This is a genomic window from Bacteroidales bacterium (assembly GCA_031276035.1).
Taxonomy (GTDB): Bacteria; Bacteroidota; Bacteroidia; order Bacteroidales; family BM520; genus RGIG7150.
The window spans coordinates 43,308-63,192 of the sequence record JAISNV010000035.1 but is presented as its reverse complement, the minus strand read 5'-3'; the positions used below and the strand labels follow the sequence as shown (position 1 = coordinate 63,192).

Annotated in this window: 20 protein-coding genes; 11 read left to right on the top strand and 9 right to left on the bottom strand. The window is 32.1% G+C overall.

The window, feature by feature from the left end; translation table 11 throughout:
• The first annotated feature begins 86 nt into the window (after positions 1–86).
• The 7 genes from htpG (at position 87) to LBP67_09605 (ending at position 7,593) form a co-directional block, all read left to right on the top strand.
• Entirely contained in the window at positions 87–1,988 is a 1,902-nt protein-coding gene (htpG, locus tag LBP67_09635) for a molecular chaperone HtpG (GenBank protein MDR2085241.1), read from the top strand.
• A gap of 36 nt (positions 1,989–2,024) precedes the next feature.
• A complete protein-coding gene (locus LBP67_09630) occupies positions 2,025–2,630 on the top strand; it encodes a LemA family protein (protein MDR2085240.1) in 606 nt (201 codons plus the stop codon).
• Between the two features lie 10 nt (positions 2,631–2,640).
• On the top strand, positions 2,641–3,078 hold the full coding sequence (locus LBP67_09625; GenBank protein MDR2085239.1) for a TPM domain-containing protein: 438 nt from the start codon (positions 2,641–2,643) through the stop codon (positions 3,076–3,078).
• Positions 3,079–3,090: 12 nt separating this feature from the next.
• The gene (locus LBP67_09620; GenBank protein ID MDR2085238.1) at positions 3,091–3,885 is read left to right on the top strand and encodes a TPM domain-containing protein; all 795 of its coding nucleotides are present in this window, start codon (positions 3,091–3,093) and stop codon (positions 3,883–3,885) included.
• Positions 3,886–4,153: 268 nt separating this feature from the next.
• Positions 4,154–5,578 carry a hypothetical protein gene (locus LBP67_09615; protein ID MDR2085237.1) on the top strand — a complete coding sequence of 475 codons (1,425 nt, stop codon included), beginning with the start codon at positions 4,154–4,156 and terminating at the stop codon, positions 5,576–5,578.
• A 74-nt stretch (positions 5,579–5,652) separates the two neighbouring features.
• Positions 5,653–7,137 (top strand): hypothetical protein, encoded by a 1,485-nt coding sequence (locus LBP67_09610; GenBank protein MDR2085236.1) that lies wholly within the window; start codon positions 5,653–5,655, stop codon positions 7,135–7,137.
• Between the two features lie 9 nt (positions 7,138–7,146).
• Positions 7,147–7,593, top strand: a complete 447-nt coding sequence (locus LBP67_09605; GenBank protein ID MDR2085235.1) for a DUF2147 domain-containing protein — start codon at positions 7,147–7,149, stop codon at positions 7,591–7,593.
• 41 nt (positions 7,594–7,634) lie between these two features.
• Here the strand turns inward: LBP67_09605 and LBP67_09600 are convergent, their stop codons facing one another.
• The 9 genes from LBP67_09600 to LBP67_09560 all read right to left on the bottom strand — a co-directional run bounded on the left by LBP67_09600 (position 7,635) and on the right by LBP67_09560 (position 16,105).
• Positions 7,635–8,663, bottom strand: coding sequence for an asparaginase (locus tag LBP67_09600; protein MDR2085234.1), 1,029 nt, complete (start codon positions 8,661–8,663; stop codon positions 7,635–7,637).
• A gap of 57 nt (positions 8,664–8,720) precedes the next feature.
• A complete protein-coding gene (locus LBP67_09595; protein ID MDR2085233.1) occupies positions 8,721–10,682 on the bottom strand; it encodes a hypothetical protein in 1,962 nt (653 codons plus the stop codon).
• A 61-nt stretch (positions 10,683–10,743) separates the two neighbouring features.
• Positions 10,744–11,736 carry a class II fructose-1,6-bisphosphate aldolase gene (locus LBP67_09590; protein MDR2085232.1) on the bottom strand — a complete coding sequence of 331 codons (993 nt, stop codon included), beginning with the start codon at positions 11,734–11,736 and terminating at the stop codon, positions 10,744–10,746.
• Positions 11,737–11,738: 2 nt separating this feature from the next.
• Entirely contained in the window at positions 11,739–12,989 is a 1,251-nt protein-coding gene (locus tag LBP67_09585) for a DUF1015 family protein (protein ID MDR2085231.1), read from the bottom strand.
• A gap of 16 nt (positions 12,990–13,005) precedes the next feature.
• Positions 13,006–13,929 carry a 3-phosphoglycerate dehydrogenase gene (locus LBP67_09580; GenBank protein MDR2085230.1) on the bottom strand — a complete coding sequence of 308 codons (924 nt, stop codon included), beginning with the start codon at positions 13,927–13,929 and terminating at the stop codon, positions 13,006–13,008.
• 179 nt (positions 13,930–14,108) lie between these two features.
• On the bottom strand, positions 14,109–15,188 hold the full coding sequence (gene serC, locus LBP67_09575; protein ID MDR2085229.1) for a 3-phosphoserine/phosphohydroxythreonine transaminase: 1,080 nt from the start codon (positions 15,186–15,188) through the stop codon (positions 14,109–14,111).
• A 12-nt stretch (positions 15,189–15,200) separates the two neighbouring features.
• On the bottom strand, positions 15,201–15,488 hold the full coding sequence (locus LBP67_09570) for a hypothetical protein (GenBank protein ID MDR2085228.1): 288 nt from the start codon (positions 15,486–15,488) through the stop codon (positions 15,201–15,203).
• Between the two features lie 12 nt (positions 15,489–15,500).
• On the bottom strand, positions 15,501–15,848 hold the full coding sequence (locus LBP67_09565; protein ID MDR2085227.1) for a phage holin family protein: 348 nt from the start codon (positions 15,846–15,848) through the stop codon (positions 15,501–15,503).
• A gap of 17 nt (positions 15,849–15,865) precedes the next feature.
• Positions 15,866–16,105, bottom strand: coding sequence for a hypothetical protein (locus LBP67_09560; GenBank protein MDR2085226.1), 240 nt, complete (start codon positions 16,103–16,105; stop codon positions 15,866–15,868).
• A gap of 180 nt (positions 16,106–16,285) precedes the next feature.
• On the opposite strand from LBP67_09560, the gene LBP67_09555 reads away from it, so the two are divergent.
• The 4 genes from LBP67_09555 (at position 16,286) to nusA (ending at position 19,873) form a co-directional block, all read left to right on the top strand.
• Entirely contained in the window at positions 16,286–17,320 is a 1,035-nt protein-coding gene (locus tag LBP67_09555) for an L-erythro-3,5-diaminohexanoate dehydrogenase (GenBank protein ID MDR2085225.1), read from the top strand.
• 173 nt (positions 17,321–17,493) lie between these two features.
• Entirely contained in the window at positions 17,494–17,763 is a 270-nt protein-coding gene (locus LBP67_09550) for a type B 50S ribosomal protein L31 (GenBank protein MDR2085224.1), read from the top strand.
• A gap of 394 nt (positions 17,764–18,157) precedes the next feature.
• Entirely contained in the window at positions 18,158–18,628 is a 471-nt protein-coding gene (gene rimP, locus LBP67_09545) for a ribosome assembly cofactor RimP (GenBank protein ID MDR2085223.1), read from the top strand.
• Positions 18,629–18,640: 12 nt separating this feature from the next.
• Positions 18,641–19,873: a transcription termination factor NusA gene (gene nusA / locus LBP67_09540; GenBank protein ID MDR2085222.1), complete on the top strand. Its 1,233-nt coding sequence runs from the start codon at positions 18,641–18,643 to the stop codon at positions 19,871–19,873.
• Positions 19,874–19,885 lie beyond the last annotated feature (12 nt).

Here is a 19,885-nt window from a genome sequence, read left to right as displayed (position 1 = left end):
TGTCATTTTGACACGGCTAGTTATGAAATTTAATCAAAGGCATAAATTTTGATATGCCTCACAATTGTTAAATTGAAATTGAAATTATGGAAAAAGGAAAAATTAATGTTAAAACAGAAAACATATTTCCAATAATAAAGAAATTTTTATATACTGATCAGGAAATATTTTTAAGAGAATTAGTTTCTAACGCCGTTGATGCTACTCAAAAATTAAAAACGCTTTCGGGACTGGGAAAATTTACCGGTGAAATGGGTGATTTGAGTATTAATATTACAATCGACAAAAAGAAAAAAACTTTAACAATATCAGACAGCGGTATCGGAATGACACATGATGAGGTAATAAAGTACATCACTGAAATAGCTTTTTCCGGCGCAGAAGACTTTGTTGCAAAGTTTAAAAACAAATCCGAAAGTGAAGTAAATGCTATAATCGGTCATTTCGGAATGGGATTCTATTCGGCATTTATGGTTTCCGACAAAGTAGAAATACTGACAAAAACTTACAAACAAGGCGGCCAAACTAAAGCTGTTCATTGGGAATGCGATGGTAGTATCGATTATTCGATTTCGGAAGGAAAAAAAGAAACCAGGGGAACCGATGTAATTCTTCATATAAGTAAAGATGCCGAAGAATATTTAGACGAAAATAAAATTTATTCTTTACTAAAGAAATATTGTAAATTTTTACCAGTTCCTATCATTTTCGGAACGGAAACCGTTTATGAACCTATTGAAGGCGAAACCGACAAAGACGGCAAACAAAAAACCAAAGAAGTTAAAATACCGAGAGTAATAAACAATACCAATCCTCTTTGGAAACAGAAGCCGAATGATTTAACAGATGAAGATTACATAAAGTTTTATCATGAATTATATCCTGCAACCTATGACGATCCTCTGTTTTATGTACACCTGAATGTTGATTATCCATTCAATCTGACCGGAATTTTATATTTTCCTAAAATAAAAAGAAATGTGGAAATTCAGAAAGAAAAGATACAGTTATATTCTAATCAGGTTTTTGTAACCGATAATGTAGAAGGAATCGTTCCTGATTTTCTTACACTTTTACATGGAATTTTAGACTCTCCGGATATCCCACTCAATGTTTCTCGAAGTTCACTTCAAAGTGATTCGAATGTTAAGAAAATTTCAAACCATATTCTTAAAAAAGTATCCGATAAATTAGAAGAATTATTTAAAAATAATCGTGAGGATTTTGAAAAGAAATGGGATGATATTAAAGTATTTATTGAATACGGAATTATTTCGGAAGAAAAATTTTATGATAAAGCAAAGAATTTTGCTTTACTGAAAAACATCAAAAATCAATATTTCACTATTGATGAATATAAAAATGAAATAAAAGCCAATCAAACCGATAAAGACAATAAAATTATTGCAATTTATACCTCCAACGAGGAAGATCAATACAGTTTTATAGAAGCTGCAAAAAACACAGGATACGATGTATTGATTTTAAATGAATTAATTGATGGGTATTTTATAAATACTTTAGAAAGCAAGAACGAGGATTTATCATTTGTTCGCGTAGATTCTGATGTTTCATCTAAATTAATTAATAAAAATGATGAAGCTCCTTCAAAACTCAATGATGATGAGAAGAAAAAAATCAAAGATCTGTTTGAGAACATTGTCGATAAAGCACAATTTACCGTTGAAACAGAAAATATGAGCGAGAATGATATGCCTATTGTTATCACACGTACTGAATTTATGAGAAGAATGAAAGATATGTCAAAATTCGGCGGCGGTTACTACGGAATGGACTTTCCGGACTCATTCAATTTGAAAGTTAATGTTAATCATCCTCTAATAACAAAACTTGCCGAAAGCAATAATGAAGATGAAAACAATCAGTTAGCCGAACAATTAATAGATTTGGCGATGCTTCAGCAAGATATTTTAAAAGGCAAAAGGTTATCAAACTTTTTAAAACGCAGTATAAGTTTGATTCAGTAATTTGAAATAAAAATAATTAATAAAAATTCTTTTATAATGAAAACAAAAACATCAACCGTTGTATTGACTGTGGTTATAATTATTGCAGCAATAGCACTTATTATTATTTTGTGGGCTGTTAGTGCTCGTAATAGTCTTGTCCGCGCAGAAGAAAACGTTGAAAAACAGTGGGCACAAGTTGAAAATGTTTACCAACGTCGTGCCGATCTTATTCCTAATCTTGTCAGCACCGTAAAAGGTTATGCTAATCATGAACAAGAAACTCTTACACAAGTTATTGAAGCTCGTTCAAAAGCAAGTTCAGTACATATTGATCCTTCGAACATGAATGAAAACTCTCTATCGACTTTTGAAGCTGCTCAAGGAGAATTATCAAATGCTTTATCACGTTTGATGGTTGTTATTGAAAGATACCCCGATTTAAAAGCCAATCAAAACTTTCTGATGCTTCAATCCGAACTCGAAGGTACCGAAAACAGAATTTCAGTTGAAAGAAAGAAATTTAATGAAGTAACTCAAGAATACAACACCGCAATCAGATCTTTTCCTAAAAATATCATTGCAAGAAATATGGGTTTAGAAAAGAAACCTTATTTCACCGCGCAAGCAGGTGCAAATGTAGCTCCGGTTGTTGAATTTTAAAAAATTGAAGATGAAGTTACCGAAGAATTTCAGTAAAGAAGATATAGAAGACATAAAACAGGCTGTATTGAATGCCGAATTAGACACATCCGGAGAAATAAGAGTTCATATAGAAAATATTTGTCCCGATGACAATGTGATGGATCGAGCTACACATATCTTTGATAAATTGAAAATATACAAAACAGTTGACCGTAATGGTATATTATTTTATTTTGCTGTTGAAAGTAAACAATTTGCAATCCTTGGTGATTCCGGTATCAATTCGGTTATTGATACCGGCTATTGGGATGAGTTGAAAGATTTGGCTGTCGAATATTTTAAAAAAGGCGAGTACGCCGACGGATTAATCAATATTATTGGAAAAACAGGCTTAGAGCTTAAAAAGAATTTCCCTTATAAGGTTAAAGATGTCAATGAATTACCTGATGACGTTTCTTTAGGTTAAAATTTTAAATAAATGAAAAAACTTTTTATTAGTTTAGTAATATCAATATCAATACTTTCTTGTTTTGCTGCAAGCGATGATATTCCAAACAGGCCCATTCCTCCTAAATTGGTGAATGATATGGCAAATATTCTTTCAAGTAAAGAAGAAAATGCTTTAGAAAATAAGTTAGTAGGATTTGCAAATTCATCTTCTTGTCAAATTGTTGTATTGACTATCCCTGATTTAGGCGATTATCAAATATCTGACTTTGCTTTTTCTTTGGGCGAAAAATGGGGAGTCGGACAAAAAGGTGAGGATAATGGTATTATCGTTGTTGTTAAACCTAAGATTGGTAATTCTTATGGGGAAACTTTTATTGCAGTAGGTTATGGATTAGAAGAAATTGTTACTGATGCCGCATCAAAAATTATCATTGAGAATGAAATGATTCCTTATTTCAAGGACAATGATTACTACAAAGGCATCGAAAATGGAACAAACATTCTGATGGATCTCAGTTCTCAGAAATATTCTCCTCAGGAATATGTTAAATCGGCGGAAGAAATTTCACCTATGGCTATAATATTCGGTTTATTACCTGTTATTTTTTTCATAATTATCATAATAATAGTTTCAAGAAAAGGCGGCGGCGGTTCCGGCTCCGGACATGTTACCACAGGCGGATTGCCTTGGATATTCTTTGGAGGCGGTCACAGTAGCGGCGGTTCATCACGAGGCGGTTTCGGTGGTGGAGGCAGCAGCGGAGGCTTTGGCGGTTTCGGCGGCGGTTCTTTCGGCGGTGGCGGTGCCGGCGGAAGATGGTAATAAAACTCTTAAAAATTAAGTAGAATCGAATATTATTTATACTGAATTCATCGTATTATTCATATTATATAATATTTATCAATAAAGTTTTTTATGGTTTTTAATTATTTAAATTCCTGATTAGCGTTCATAAATTAAGGAGTTGAATACACTAAACAATAAAAGAAAACAAATATTACAACACAGAAATAATAAAATAATTATTATTCTTTTATTATTGGTTAATTGACGTTAGTTTTGTATTTTTGCAGCCGTAAGTTTTTATCTTATGGTATTTAGCAGTAATATATTCTTATTATATTTCTTACCGATATTTTTACTTCTGTATTTTTTAACTCCAAGAAAGTACAGAAACTACACATTACTGTTCTTTTCATTAATTTTTTATGCTTACGGCGCGCCGGAATTCTTTTTCTTATTAATTATTTCTACAGTTTCGAATTTCTTCATTGTTAAGGCAATGTATAATTCACAAACTAAATTAAAGAAAAAAATATTCTGCGGTTTTTCTATAGTATTAAATCTGTCATTATTACTATATTTCAAATACGGTAATTTCTTCATGGAGAATCTCAACACAATATTGGGATTCATTCATCAACCGGAAATATCGTGGGTAAGAATTGCTCTGCCGATCGGCATTTCTTTTTTCACATTTCAATCAATAACATACACATTAGATACATATAGAAACGTAAACGAGCCGATGAACAAATTGACCGATTACGTATTGTATATAACCATGTTCCCTCAGTTAATAGCAGGTCCTATAATTAGATATTGCGACATTGCCGATCAGATCAGATGCCGATATTCAAACATGACCGACAGATTACACGGTTTCTACCGTTTTGTATTAGGATTGAGTAAAAAGGTTTTGATTGCAGATGTAATTGGTTATTATGTTGATAATGCTCTTGCGATTTCCGATTATAGTATGATGGATTCTTCAACGGCATGGATAACAATATTTGCATATACGTTCCAACTTTACTTTGATTTTGCCGGATATTCCGATATGGCAATAGGGTTAGGAAGAATGATGGGATTTAAATTCCCTGAAAACTTCGACAACCCGTATGTTTCTACCAGTATCTCCGAATTCTGGCGCCGTTGGCACATGACATTTAGTATTTTCATGAAAAATTATCTTTATTTCCCATTGGGCGGAAGTAGAGTTAAAACCAAAAGAAGATTATATTTCAACTTATGGTTTGTATTTTTGCTATCGGGGTTATGGCACGGAGCGTCTTGGAATTTTGTAGTTTACGGAATAATACAAGGTGTATTTATTGTAATGGACAGGCTTTTTCTAGTAAAATTCATGTCTAAACTGGGAAGAATACCTTCTGTAATTGTTACTTTTATAATTATTGTTTTAGCGAGAGTATTTTTCAGAATTGAAGATATTGGGATGGCATGGACATTCATGCAAAGACTATTTGCTTTTGACTTTGTTCGTATAAATATTTCACAAGATTTGCAATATTATGTAACAATAATCATTGCCGCATTCTTTTCATTTATTACGCTTACAAAATTCGGTCTAAAATTACAAGACAAAGTTTATTTTACAGAATTAAAACCCAAAGGTCATATTTTATTCTGGATTATTTCAATCATAGCTTTTATATTCTGTGTGGCAAGTTTAAATGCAACCGGATTTAGTCCGTTTATATATTTTAGATTTTAAAAGATAATTTAATGAAGAAATTAAATTCAATACTGTATACACTGATGTTCACATTAACCATGTGTTTTTTGTTTATGTCATCATTACAACGTGAATTTAAAATTTTCAATGTAAGACCATTAAGCGGTGTTATCAATATACCCAAAATCGAAAAATTTAATTTTAAAAACTATTACGATTTTAGTTTCCAAGAAAGTGTAGAAAAAACACTTGAAACTAGTTTTGGTTTTAGAGAATCATTAATTAGATTGTATAATCAATACACATGGGATTTTTATAAAAAAACACCTTCAACCAAAGTCTTAGTCGGTAAAGATAATTGGCTTTTTCCAAACTGGCATCTTCACGCAACACCCTATTCAAAAGAACTTACAGCGAATTTCGACAGACAAGCTCATTATTTATATCAACTCAGTAATATTTTAAAAGAGTACAATACACATTTACTTGTTTGCTTTATACCTAGTAAAACAGAAATTTACAAAGAATACATTAACAAAAATATAAACATTGATTCTGATTTTAATCCTATAGATTATTACTGCAACAAATTTGACGAAAATGGTGTAAATTACATCAATCTAACAAAAATGTTTTATGATGTGAAAGATACTGCTATCTTTAATTCATTCCCTCAAACAGGAACTCATTGGAGTAATATTATGTCTGTTTATGCCGCTGATTCTATATTTAATATTTTCAGGTCTTTATCAGGTATTAATATGCCGAAATTAAAAATAGAAAAACCCTATACAGCAAATGTAAGAAATCCGGATAATGATCTGGAATTAATATTAAATCTTTACAGGCCAATAAAACAAAAAGATAATTATTATGTTGATGTTGAGATTATAGAAGACTCTGCAAGCATACACCCAAAAATGATTACTATGGGTGATTCGCACTTTTGGAATTTATCCTATAGTTTACCTTTAGATAAGATTTTTTCGGAATATCCTTATTGGTATTATGCAAACACAATATATTATGATGATCAATACAGCAACATCAACCAAGTTAATATGGTTGATGAACTTATAAATTCTGATTTTATCCTGATAATGTATTCAGCATATCAAACATATTTTCTAAGTTCATACTTTTCAGAATGGTCGTTAATTTCCCTTTGTATTGACAGTATAGAAATAGAGAAAACAATCAATAACATTATTAATAACATTAAATCAAATCCTCAATGGTTTGAAGGTATTCAAATCAAGGCGGTAAAAGACAACAAGACACTTGAAAAAACATTATATACGGACGCTCTTTATATGGTAAAACAAAATCCTTACAAATATTTTCCTCAATTAGATATTCCTGATATTCCTGATTACAGAAGCAAAGAAATAGAAAAAGTTTTAAACTCACCGAAAAGCGTTAAAGTAATAAAAGAAAAAAATCAGGAAGACAGAATAAACGAAATTATGAATAATATGTTTATGTCTAATGATTGGATAAAAAGTTTGAAGAAAAAGGCAAAATCAGCTAATAAATCTTTAGAGGAAGTAATGAGGGAAGACGCTATATGGATGATTGAACACGAGAATAACAAATAATTTTATTATATGAAATTTAGAATTAATTTATTAATAATTGTATTTTTTTCAATTATTAGTATGTCACATGCTCAAGATGTTGTTGGATATTGGGAAACCTATGACGGAAAAGGGAAAAAAACAGGAGAGATTGAATTATCTCTACGGAATGATTCGCTTTACGGAGTGATTACAAGAGCTTTTTTGCCTGATGGCACTGAAGTACCGGATATTACATGTGACGGATGTTTAGGAGAACGAAACGGAAAAAAGGTTGTAGGAATGACTGTTTTAAACGGGTTAAAATATAATCCTAAGAAAAATGAATACTACGGAGATAAAGCATGTTTTGCTCCACAAAAAAATATTTTAGCAAATGGAAAGGTATGGCTTGACAAAAACAATAAAGATATTTTATATCTTAGAGGGTATTTAGGACCTTTCTATGAAACACAAGCTTGGAAAAGAATAAAATAAATTGCTAAACTTATAAAAAGTATAAAATGGATAAGATAGTATTATCCAATTTCACCTTGTAAAGGTTTTGCAAGCAATGTTTTTATCTCTGTTAAATTTGTTTCTTTTCCGAAGAGATACATCATTTTTGTAATAGCAGATTCAGTAGTAATATCATAACCGCTAATTACTCCAATCTGGTCTAATTGTAATCCTGCCTTATATTTAGCTAAATCAACACTTCCGGCTTTGCATTGAGATACATTATAAATAATTACTCCTCTATCAATTGCCGCCTTCAACTCACTAATAAACCAAGATACCGAAGGTGCATTTCCAGAACCGAAAGTTTCAAGAACAACACCTTTCAATCCTTCAATATTAAGAATACTATGAACGGCTTGCCTTGAAATACCAGGAAAAAGTTTTAATAAAGCTATATTATTATCCAAATTATAAGAAACTTTTAATTTCTTAAAATTAGGTTTTCTGATGTAATTAAAATTATATTTAACATCAATTCCTACTTCTGCTAATTTAGGATAATTGCCGGAAAAGAAAGCATTAAAATTTTCCGAACTGAACTTCGTTGTTCTATTTCCTCTGAAAAGTTTATTTTCAAAATAAATACATACCTCCGGAACAATCGGAGTATTATCATTTTGAGCAGCGGCAATTTCTATCGCAGTAATAAAATTTTCTCTTCCGTCGGTTCTCAACATACCTAAAGGTAATTGCGAACCCGTAAGTATAACCGGTTTATTTAAATTATCCAACATAAAACTTAATACAGAAGCCGTATAAGACATTGTATCCGTTCCATGCAACACAACAAACCCGTCATATAATTCATATTTTTCTTCAATAATTGCAGCAAGTTCTTTCCAGAAATCCGGATTCATGTCTGAGCTATCAATCAGAGGATCAAAAGAATGAAAATCTATATTAAACGGATATCGTTCCAAAACCGGAATATGTTTATATAAATGTTCGAAATTAAACGGCTCCAAAGCCCCTGTTTGCTCGTTCTTCATCATACCGATTGTACCGCCGGTATAAATTACAAATACTGAAATATCTGTTTTAATCATTTATCTTTAAATAAAAAATTTTACTTACTATTTTTGCAAATCAAATTTATCAATACCTTACTCTATTACTATTTCATAAACTTTACCTTCAATATCAGTTTTATGATAAGGAATTAAACCTTGTTCAAAAACTACAGGAGGCCACCATTCAGAATAGTGATATTCTTGCGTAATAATTGCCAGCATTTGATTATTTGGTATTGAAGTGTATCTATCATTCATGTATCCGACAACTTGCATGTTATCCGGAGATGGGCCTAAGCGCCAAATTATTTCCGTAGGTTTCCATTCAATTTCATAATAATAGTAATCTTCCTTAAAAATATTGTTTGATATAGGATTTCTTATAGTCAGCGCTTTATATGTATCATACCATCTTAAAGCATCAAAAGAACTTGATTTATAAGGAATTGATGTTATTCCTGATGAAAACTTTTTCGGCTGTGGACAAGCTAAATCCCAATTTGTACAACAAAAAGCAACTTCATTAGTTAGTGTTGCATCTTCAACATAATTATCTTTATTTTTATAATACCCTTTAGGCCAATATTTTGATGCTTTAACAATTTCGATATCTATTTCAGAATAATTATTATAAAGACTTCTTTCGGGATTATTAGTTTCATCACCTTTATCTACATATCCCATATTATAACACCCTCTTCTTTGATTCCAAGAATGATTATCTTGGTAAATAAGCCAAAAAGCATATGTTAAACCGTTCCATACATTATCATAATTAAGCATTTCGGGAAATTTTATTTTCCCTCTATATTTCCCATATGTAAATCCTACTCGGGTTTTAATTCCGGTAGATTCCTTACGCAAATTATCTAAATCGTCATTTCCAGGATTAATTATTGAAACATAATCACCTTCTTCGCCTAATTTTACAGTAGCACAAGGATTATCACTTGTAACAGGATAATTGTACAGCAATTTAGTAGAATCAATATTTTGTTTCTGAATTAAATAATCTTCCTTAGTATATAAATTTTCTTCACCTATTACATCTTGAATTAAAGGAATATTTCTTAATGAGTATTGTTTACTGACAGCACTAAAGAATTGCTGAAATAGAGCTTTGTTATACAAGTCATCACTATCACCGCAACGACAATCACTTGTATCGACTTTATAATCTAAACTTGCTACATTGACCTTATCAATAAATACACCTTGTTTAGGTGTAATAACAGCTCTTGTTTTCAACACCTTTTGACTACTTATTATATTAATATTCGAATTATTACTATTCTTTTGAAACCAATATATAGGATTTTCAAAATATCCTGCATTATTTTGCAAGTCAATATTTTTTATATGATCAGGTATTTTATTTAAATTTTCTTCATCGCAAATAACAAGATAAAAAGAATAAACTCCTGTTCTTGGATTTCTCTTCCATCTATTATTAAAATCTCCCCTACTACGTGCGTCATTAATTAACCATTGAGCATCATTATAAAGTTGTACTTCAATTGTTTTATTGTTTTTCTTTGCCTTTTCAACAATTGAGTTATACCAGTCTTTATTATTTTTCATAGCATTAATATAGCCGTTTAAACTTTCTTCGGAAAAATTATTCACTGAAATATCGGCACCATAATACTTTTTTTCATTACGAGGATTACCGATTATTCTTATTTTTCCGTCAACAACATCATCATCTATCGGTAAAAAACCAACGGAAGTATCTTCCCAACTACCATAAAAATTTTCGTAATTTAACGAATCATCCGCACCGAATTTATAGCTTTCGTTTTGATAATAAATTTTATAAAAATAGTTTTTGTTCTTATTGTGCGGAAATTTGAAATGATATTCAAAAAATCCCGACTCAGCTTGATTAATTGACGGAATAACTATCCCGTTAATAACTGCGTCAGACAAATCCATATCAAGTACAACAGTATCATAATTAGGAAAATTTGTCATCGGATCAAAGTCATAATCATTTTTTTGATCACAACTTACAAATATAAATGCTAATAAAAAAAGATAAAAATAGTTTCTCATGTTAATTAAATATTAAAAAAATAAGGCTGTTTCTTAAAAACAAACAGCCTTATAAAATAATTTATACTTTGTTATTACTACCAAGTACATTTGTAACTTTATGTTTATAAAGTTCTTTTAACGCATCTCTTGCGGGGCCTAGATATTTTCTGGGATCAAATTCCGCAGGTTTTAGCGCAAAAACTTCGCGCACAGCAGCAGTCATAGCCAATCTACCGTCGGAATCAATATTTACTTTACAAACCGCAGATTTTGCAGCCTTACGCAATTGATCTTCAGGAATACCGATTGCATCTTTAAGATTACCTCCGTATTTGTTGATTAAAGCAACTTTTTCTTGCGGCACTGATGAAGCGCCATGTAAAACTATCGGGAAGCCAGGGATACGTCTTTCTATTTCCTCCAAAATATCAAATCTCAAAGGTGGCGGAACTAAAATACCTTCAGCATTACGAGTACATTGCTCAGGTCTGAATTTGTTGGCACCGTGAGAAGTACCAATACTTATCGCCAAAGAATCCACACCGGTTTTTCCGACAAAATCCTCAACATCATTAGGATCTGTATATGCACTATGTTCTGCAACAACATCATCCTCAATTCCGGCTAAAACTCCGAGTTCACCTTCAACAGTAACATCATACTTATGAGCATATTCTACAACACGCTTAGTAAGTTCAACATTTTCATCATAAGGCAAATGCGAGCCATCTATCATCACGGAAGAAAATCCGTAATCAATACAAGATTTGCAAAGTTCAAAAGTATCTCCATGATCAAGATGAAGAACAATAGGAATTTCACAACCAAGTTCCTTGGCATATTCTACGGCGCCCTGAGCCATGTAACGCAAAATCGTTTGATTTGCGTACTTACGTGCACCGCTGGAAACCTGCAATATAACCGGCGACTTGGTTTCAACACAGGCAGAAATAATTGCCTGCATTTGTTCCATATTATTAAAATTAAAAGCCGGTACAGCATATTTACCTGTCATTGCTTTTTTAAAAATTTCACGGGAATTTACTAATCCCAAATCTCGATAATTTATCATAATTAAGAAAGTTTATGGATGACCAAACCACTACGCAATTTCGGTTCGAACCATGTTGTTTTCGGAGGCATGATATTTCCCGTATCGGCAATATCAAACAATTGCTTCATTGATACCGGATATAATGCGAAAGCAGCGGCCATTTCACCACTGTCAACGCGTTTTTTCAACTCTCCTAATCCTCTGATTCCGCCTACAAAGTCGATACGTTTACTTGTACGTAAATCTTTAATATCCAATATTTCATCAAGAACAAGATTAGATAAAATAGTTACATCCAACACGCCTATAGGATCATTATCATCAAAAGTACCTGGTTTTGCTATCAATGCATACCAGTGACCAGCCAAATACATACTGAATTCATGTAATTTAGCAGGTTTATAAATTTCGGTTCCTTTATCTTCTACAACAAAATTCTTTTGCAGTTTTTCAATAAACTTTTCCTTAGTATTTCCGTTTAAGTCGGTAACAACTCTGTTGTAATCAATAATTTTAAGTTGATTATCAGGAAAATGAACTGCTAGGAAATAATTATATTCTTCATTTCCGGTATGATTCGGATTTTGTTTTTCTTTTTCTCTCCCGACACGTGCAGCGGCAGCCGTTCTATGATGGCCATCCGCAACATAGGTATAAGGAATTTCTTTGGAAAATATTTCCGTAATTGCTTCAATATCTTTTGGATTATCTACAATCCAAAAATGATGTCCGAAACCGTCATCGGCAACAAAATCATATACGGGATCAGTAGATTTTACAACTCTTGCAACAATTGCATCAATATTATCATTAGCCGGATAAGTAAAGAAAACAGGTTCAATATTAGCGTCATTACGAAGCACATTTATCATTCTATCATCTTCTTTTTCCTTACGTGTAAGTTCATGTTTTTTGATAATATCATTCCAATAATCTCCCGTATAAGCTGCAGCAACTAAACCGTATTGAGTTCTACCGTCCATAGTCTGAGCATATATATAATACTTTTCGGTATCATCCTGAACTAACCAGCCTTTATCTTGGAACATTTTAAAATTATCGACCGATTTTTGGTAAACCGGTTCAGAATGTTCGTCAATACTCGGGTCCAAATCAATCTCAGCTTTTGTAATTCTGAGTAGTGAATACGGATTATCGGCGGCTTCCAAGCGAGCTTCTTCGGAATTAAGAACATCATAAGGTTTGGCTGCCAACTTCGCAGCAATATTTTTAGGTGGACGCAATCCACGGAAAGGTTTGATCTTTGCCATACTTTATTTCGAATTTTTATTTATTAACTTGAAACTTTTTATTTCCGGTTTTAAAGAAATCAACTATCTGATGTGCTGCTGCTAAACCTGCATTAATATTAGCTTCTTTAGTTTGTGCACCCATTTTTTTCGGAGTAAAGAAATATCTACCATCGTATTTAGCCGCAATTTCCTCTTTGCATGCCGGTTCAATATCCGAAACATATTTAAAATCAGGTCTATTTGCATAAACTTCCAAAAGTTCATCTTCATTAATAACTTCTTTACGAGCTGTGTTTACTAATGTTGCATTAGCAGGCATAGACATTAACAACTCTTTACCTATAGATTTTTTTGTTTGATCGTTAGCGGGAATATGTAATGAAACGTAGTTGCATTCCGAATATAATTCTTTTACCGTTTTAACCGGAATAACGCCGTCATTAACCATATCGGCATCATTTACATAAGGGTCGAAAGCAAAAACTTCCATTCCAAAACCCTTGGCAATACGTGCAACATTTTTTCCAACGTTACCATAAGCATGTATTCCAAGTTTTTTACCTAATAACTCAGAGCCTGTTTTTCCATCGAAGCATCCGCGAGCCATATAAACCATCATACCGAGAACCAATTCCGCAACTGCGTTTGAATTTTGTCCCGGAGTATTCATAGCAACAACATTATGCTCGGTTGCAGCTGCAAGATCAATATTATCATAACCAGCACCGGCTCTGACAACTATTTCAAGATTTTTAGCAGCCTCAATTACTTCACGATCAATAATATCGGATCTGATAATTATTGCATTAGCATCTTTTACTGCATCTAACAATTGAGCTTTTTCAGTATATTTTTCTAAAAGCGCAAATTTATAACCTGCTGATTCGGTAATTGATTTAATCTCTTCAACAGCCTTTTTATCAAAAGGTTTATCTGTTGCAACCAAAATTTTTTTCATTGTTATTTTTATTTAATTAATATTATAAAAAGATGGATTAAAATTCAAATAAAAAAATATAAATCGACATAAATTTTATATCGATTAACTTCATTTAAAAAAATTTATTAGTAAAAGAAAAAGTCTCACTATTGGTTTTATACGAATAAAATAACGTGAGACTTTTATAAAAACAAAAACTATTTATTCTTTACTTCAAATTCTTTCATTAAATTAACTAAGAATTGAACACTTTCGATGTCAAGAGCATTATAGCAAGAAGCGCGGAATCCGCCAACAGATCTGTGGCCTTTTAGTCCGCAGATATTATTAGCAGAAGCAACTTTTAAGAATTCCGGTTCAAGTTCTTTATATTTATCTTGCATAACAAAACAAATATTCATTAAACTTCTATCTTCTTTAGCAACAGTTCCGACAAACATTTCACTATTATCAATATAATTATAAATCAAGTCGGCTTTTTCTATAGCTCTTTTTTCCATAACCTTAACACCACCTAGTTCTTTAACCCATTTAAGAGTTTCACCTACAACAAAAATAGGAAGAACCGGAGGAGTATTATACATTGTACCTTCATCAATGTGGGTTTGATATTTAAGCATAGTCGGAATCGGACGGTCAGCCACTTTCTCAAGTAGGGCATTTTTAATTATAACAAAAGTAACGCCTGCAGGACCGAGGTTTTTCTGCGCTCCGCCGTAAATCATGTGATATTTTGAAACATCAACAGGACGGCTTAAAATATCTGAAGACATGTCGGCAATCAAAGGAACCGGAGAGTCATAATCTTCTCTAATTTCAGTACCTTTAATAGTGTTATTAGTAGTAATATGGAAATAATCGGCGTCTTTGGGAATAACATATCCTTTAGGAATATAAGAGAAGTTTTTGTCTTTAGAAGAACCTACTACATCAACTTTATCTTCGCCCCATAATTGAGCTTCTTTTACCGCTCTAGTAGCCCAAGTACCTGTATTAAGGTAAGCAGCTTTATTAATCAAGAAGTTGTAAGGAATCATACAAAATTGTAAACTTGCACCTCCACCTAAAAAAAGTATTGAATAATCATCTGGAATGCTTAATACTTCTTTGAAATTAGCAATAGTTTCTTCCAAAATCGGTTCAAAATCTTTCGAACGGTGTGAAACCTCCATAATAGACTGTCCGGTATTACCTAATTCTAAAACTGCTTTAGCAGTGTTTTCTCTTGCAGATTCCGAAAGAATGCAGGGACCCGCATTAAAAATATGTTTTCTCATTTCTTAAAAAAATTATTTATGATTAAATAGATTATAAATTTTCTTGCCTTCATGAATAATATCTATAACTTTAGATACTACTATAGCACCTGTAGAGATGAAACCTGCCGCCTTGTTTATGCCGTTAACGACTTTATCATTAACTTCTCTGTGGCCGAAGATTTCCCATCTAACTTTAATTTCGTCAATATCATCAGACAAACCCTTTTCTTGCAATAAAATTTCTTGCTTCAGAGTTTGTTTATATTCTTTGATATCTTTAATATTTTTTATTTCAAAAAGCTCTTTTCTACCTTCCATAATAGCTGTGTTTTAGTCGTTACCAAATAAAATTTTACTTAACTGTTTAATTAAAGGATTAAGAAAAATTTGTTTTCTAAAAACTACAAAAATAACAGTAGTTAAAACAAAAACACCGCCGACAATTAAAAAGGCGGGTACAGGAGAGTTAAACAATGGCGTCAGTGCAGATACCAAAGCAAACGAAAAGTACACAAAGGCTCCTAAAAGCAATACCAAACATATTATTACAGTGAATAATAATGCAAATATTTTAGCCATTTTCTCAAGTAATTCCAACTTAAGCAAATCGTAACGTGTTCTTATATACTCTTTTGAGTCGTTAAAGAACTGTTTAAAAACACCATCTTGATTATCCATGACTCTTTATTTACCTGTTACAACTTTTTCAACTCTTTCTTTACTTCCGCTATCTCATCATTAACTTCCTTTTCGAGATTCTCCAAATTTTTTTTTTCTTTATTAAGGACGTTTAGGAGTTTATCCAACTCTTCTTTAGTAAGTTTTTCGGAAACTTGTTTACGGATATCACGACCCGTATCTGTTGTAAATAAAAGAGTTACGGCTGTTGCCAAAATAGTACCGCCTAAAAATGCAAAAACGTGTGATGCTTTCATAATTTTTAATTTTTTATTGATTAATAATTTGCAAAAGTATGTATTTATTTTTGATATAAACAATTAATTCGAATTAAATTTTCTAAAGATTTTTTATCTTTGCAGGCGTTTTTTAACCCCAATATAATTTGGGTTTTTAAAACATCAGCAATTTCAATATATTTTAAATTTATAGTCATAATGAATAAAGGATGTATATTTGGAACTCACAGAGTTATAAAACCTAAGGGCACTTTACCACAACCCGCTTTGAAAATAGACAACACTATGGAAATCTACGACAATGAGTTACTTATTGATGTAGAAACTTTAAATATTGATTCGGCAAGTTATACTCAAATTAAGAATGCTTGTAGTAAAGATGCCGAAAAGATGAAAGAGATGATTTTAGGCATTGTAGAAAAGCGCGGAAAAATGCAAAACCCTGTTACAGGTTCAGGCGGAATGCTTATCGGAACTGTTAAGGAAATCGGAAAAGATTTCCCCAACCGCCGAATAAAAATCGGCGACAAAATTGCAACTCTGGTATCTTTGTCTTTGACTCCGTTAAAGATTCACAAAATAAAAAATTTAGATCCCAACAGCGACCAAGTGGATGTTGAGGCGCAGGCTATCTTATTCGAATCGGGATTATTTGCAAAACTGCCTGATGATATGCCGGAGAAGTTAGCTCTGGCGGCTCTTGATGTTGCAGGAGCACCGGCACAAGTCGACAGGCTTGTAAAAGAAAGCGACACCGTTTGTATAATCGGCGGCGGCGGTAAATCAGGAATTTTATGCTGCTACCAGGCAATGAAAAATGTTGGTCCTTACGGAAAAGTTATTGTGGTGGAATATTCCGAAGAAAATGCAAAAAGAATTATCGATATGAATTTGGCTCATCACGTAATTATTGCCGATGCCACCGAAGTAATAAAAGTTTACAACAAAGTTATTGAAATTACAGGACCAAGAGGTTGTGATGTTGTAATTAACAACGTGAATGTTCCCAATACCGAAATGACTTCCATCCTTATAACTAAAGGACAAGGTCATTTATATTTTTTCTCTATGGCAACAAGTTTTACGAAAGCTGCTTTAGGCGCCGAAGGCGTAGGAAAAGATATCAATCTTATCGTAGGAAACGGTTACGCAAAAGGCCATGACAATCTTACTCTAAATATTCTACGGGAATCCAAAGAGATTCGGGAATTATTTGAAAAAATTTATGTTTAAACGAAATTTAACAGCAAAAGATATGAATTCCGGCATTTCTGATTAAGACAAAAATCCGGAACTTTAAATTTAAAAACATTCAAATCAAAAATATTTTTCTAAAATTCTTGATAATTAAAATTTTTATATTACTTTTGCAGTCCAATTTATAGCAATAAAAAACCCTTAAGATAATGAAAGAAAATATTCATCCAACAGATTATAGATTAGTCGTTTTTAAAGACATGTCTAACGACTATATGTTTATTAGCAAATCTACTGCTAAAACAAAAGATACCATAGTTTGGGAAGACGGAAAAGAATATCCCTTGGTAAAACTTGAGATTTCTCACACTTCACATCCTTTCTTCACAGGCAAAGTTAAGCTTGTTGATACAGCAGGACGTGTTGATAAGTTTATGAATAAATATTCAAAACATTACAAACGCGAAGATAAAGAATAAAGATAAAAGTAGTATTAGTGTTTTTCATATGTGTAAAAAAGGTTGTCTTAGAAATGAGACAACCTTTTTTTAGTTTAAGGCTTTTCTCGAACTCAATATATCATTCCAAAACAAAGTGTGAATTTTCATAAATTAAGAAAATAAAAAACCAATCTGTAAGATTTATAGTTTTAGGTCGGAAAACAGTATCATTTTTCTTTACAAACCCTTCTTTTTCCCAATTGATTTTACCTGCTTTATACTTTTCTACTTTTCTCAACCTTTCATCTTCATCTTTAAAGAAAAAGACTTGCGTAATTAAAAAAATTATATTATTTTTGCAACGCAAATTTATAATGATTAAGATGTTGATTTTGAGGGGATGCACAAATCCCCTTCTTTTTTATATCTACTTATGATAGAAAAAATTTATATAAACAAGCTTGTTGATAATTTTTTTATTGATTCGGATATTTTTGTTGTTGAGATAAAGATTTCAGAATCAAATAATATCGAAATATTTCTTGACAGCGATACGGTTGTTACTATTGATGATTGTGTTGCTCTAAGCAGACATATCGAAGGTAATATTGATCGTGAAAAAGAAGATTATAATTTAATGGTTAGCTCTTCCGGAATTACATCGGCGTTTTTAACCATCAGGCAGTATAAGAAAAACATAGGTAAAGAAATTATTGTAACATTTGCAGATAACAAACCTTTAAAAGGTATTCTCAAAAATGTTTCCGAAGATGGTATTATTCTTACAAAACAAACATTATCAAATGTGAAAAAAGGAATGAAACCTAAAATTAAGGCTGAGGAAGACATTTCTATCAATTTTAATGATATAAAAAACGCAAAGTTATTTTTTGATTTTAAATAATTCTAATAAAAAATGGAAAGTATTAATTTAGTTGAATCGTTTTCCGAATTTCAGGAGTTTAAAAACATTGACAGAACTACTATGATGAGAATTCTGGAAGATGTTTTCAGAAGCATGTTAGTAAAAAAATACGGCACCGACGAGAATATTGACGTTATTGTTAATGTTAATCGCGGTGATTTTGAAATTTGGAGAACCAGACTTATTGTTGATGACAAAGATGTTGAAGATCCTAACCTCCAGATTGCATATTCCGAAGCAATTAAAACAGAACCGGACTATGAAGTCGGTGAAGATTTTGTTGAAAGCATTGGGATTGAGGATTTCGGAAGACGCGACATTTTGGCTATTCGCCAGAGTTTAAGTGCAAAGGTACAAGAATATGAGAAAAACAGCATTTATAAAAAATATGTTGATAAAGTAGGAGAAATTGTTACCGGCGAAGTTTATCAAGTATGGAAAAAAGAAATGCTCATTTTAGACGATGAAGGCATAGAATTATTACTTCCTAAGTCTGAACAAATTCCCGAAGATTATTATCACAAAGGAGATATAATACGCGCAGTAGTTTCAAGAGTTGAATTAAGAAATAACATTCCTCACATCATATTATCAAGAACATCACCCGTATTTCTCGAACGTTTGTTCGAAGCCGAAGTTCCGGAAGTTTTCGACGGTTTGATTACTATTAAGAAAATTGTTAGAATTCCCGGAAAACGTGCGAAAATTGCAGTTGAATCGTACGACGACCGCATTGACCCTGTCGGAGCTTGCGTCGGGATGAAAGGTTCGCGAATTCACGTTATCGTTCGCGAATTAAAAAGCGAAAATATTGATGTGATAAATTTCACCACAAATCCGACTCTCTTCATCACCAGAGCTTTAAGCCCTGCGAAAATTTCTTCGGTTATAATTCATAATGACACCAAAAAAGCTGATGTCTATATGGATCCCGACCAAGTTTTTTATGCAATCGGTAAAAACGGTTACAATATTAAACTTGCAAGTAAACTTACAGGTTATGATATTGATGTCTATAGAGAAACCGATATAGACGATGTTAATCTTGATTTATTTACCGATGAGATTGAACCGTGGGTTATTGATGTTCTTAAAGGTATAGGTTGCGATACGGCTCGTAGTGTAATGGAATTGAGTTTTGACGATTTATTGAAACGTACTGATTTAGAAGAAGAAACAATTAAGGATGTTTTAAAAATCCTCGAAGCAGAATTTGAAGAATAAAATAATAAAAAC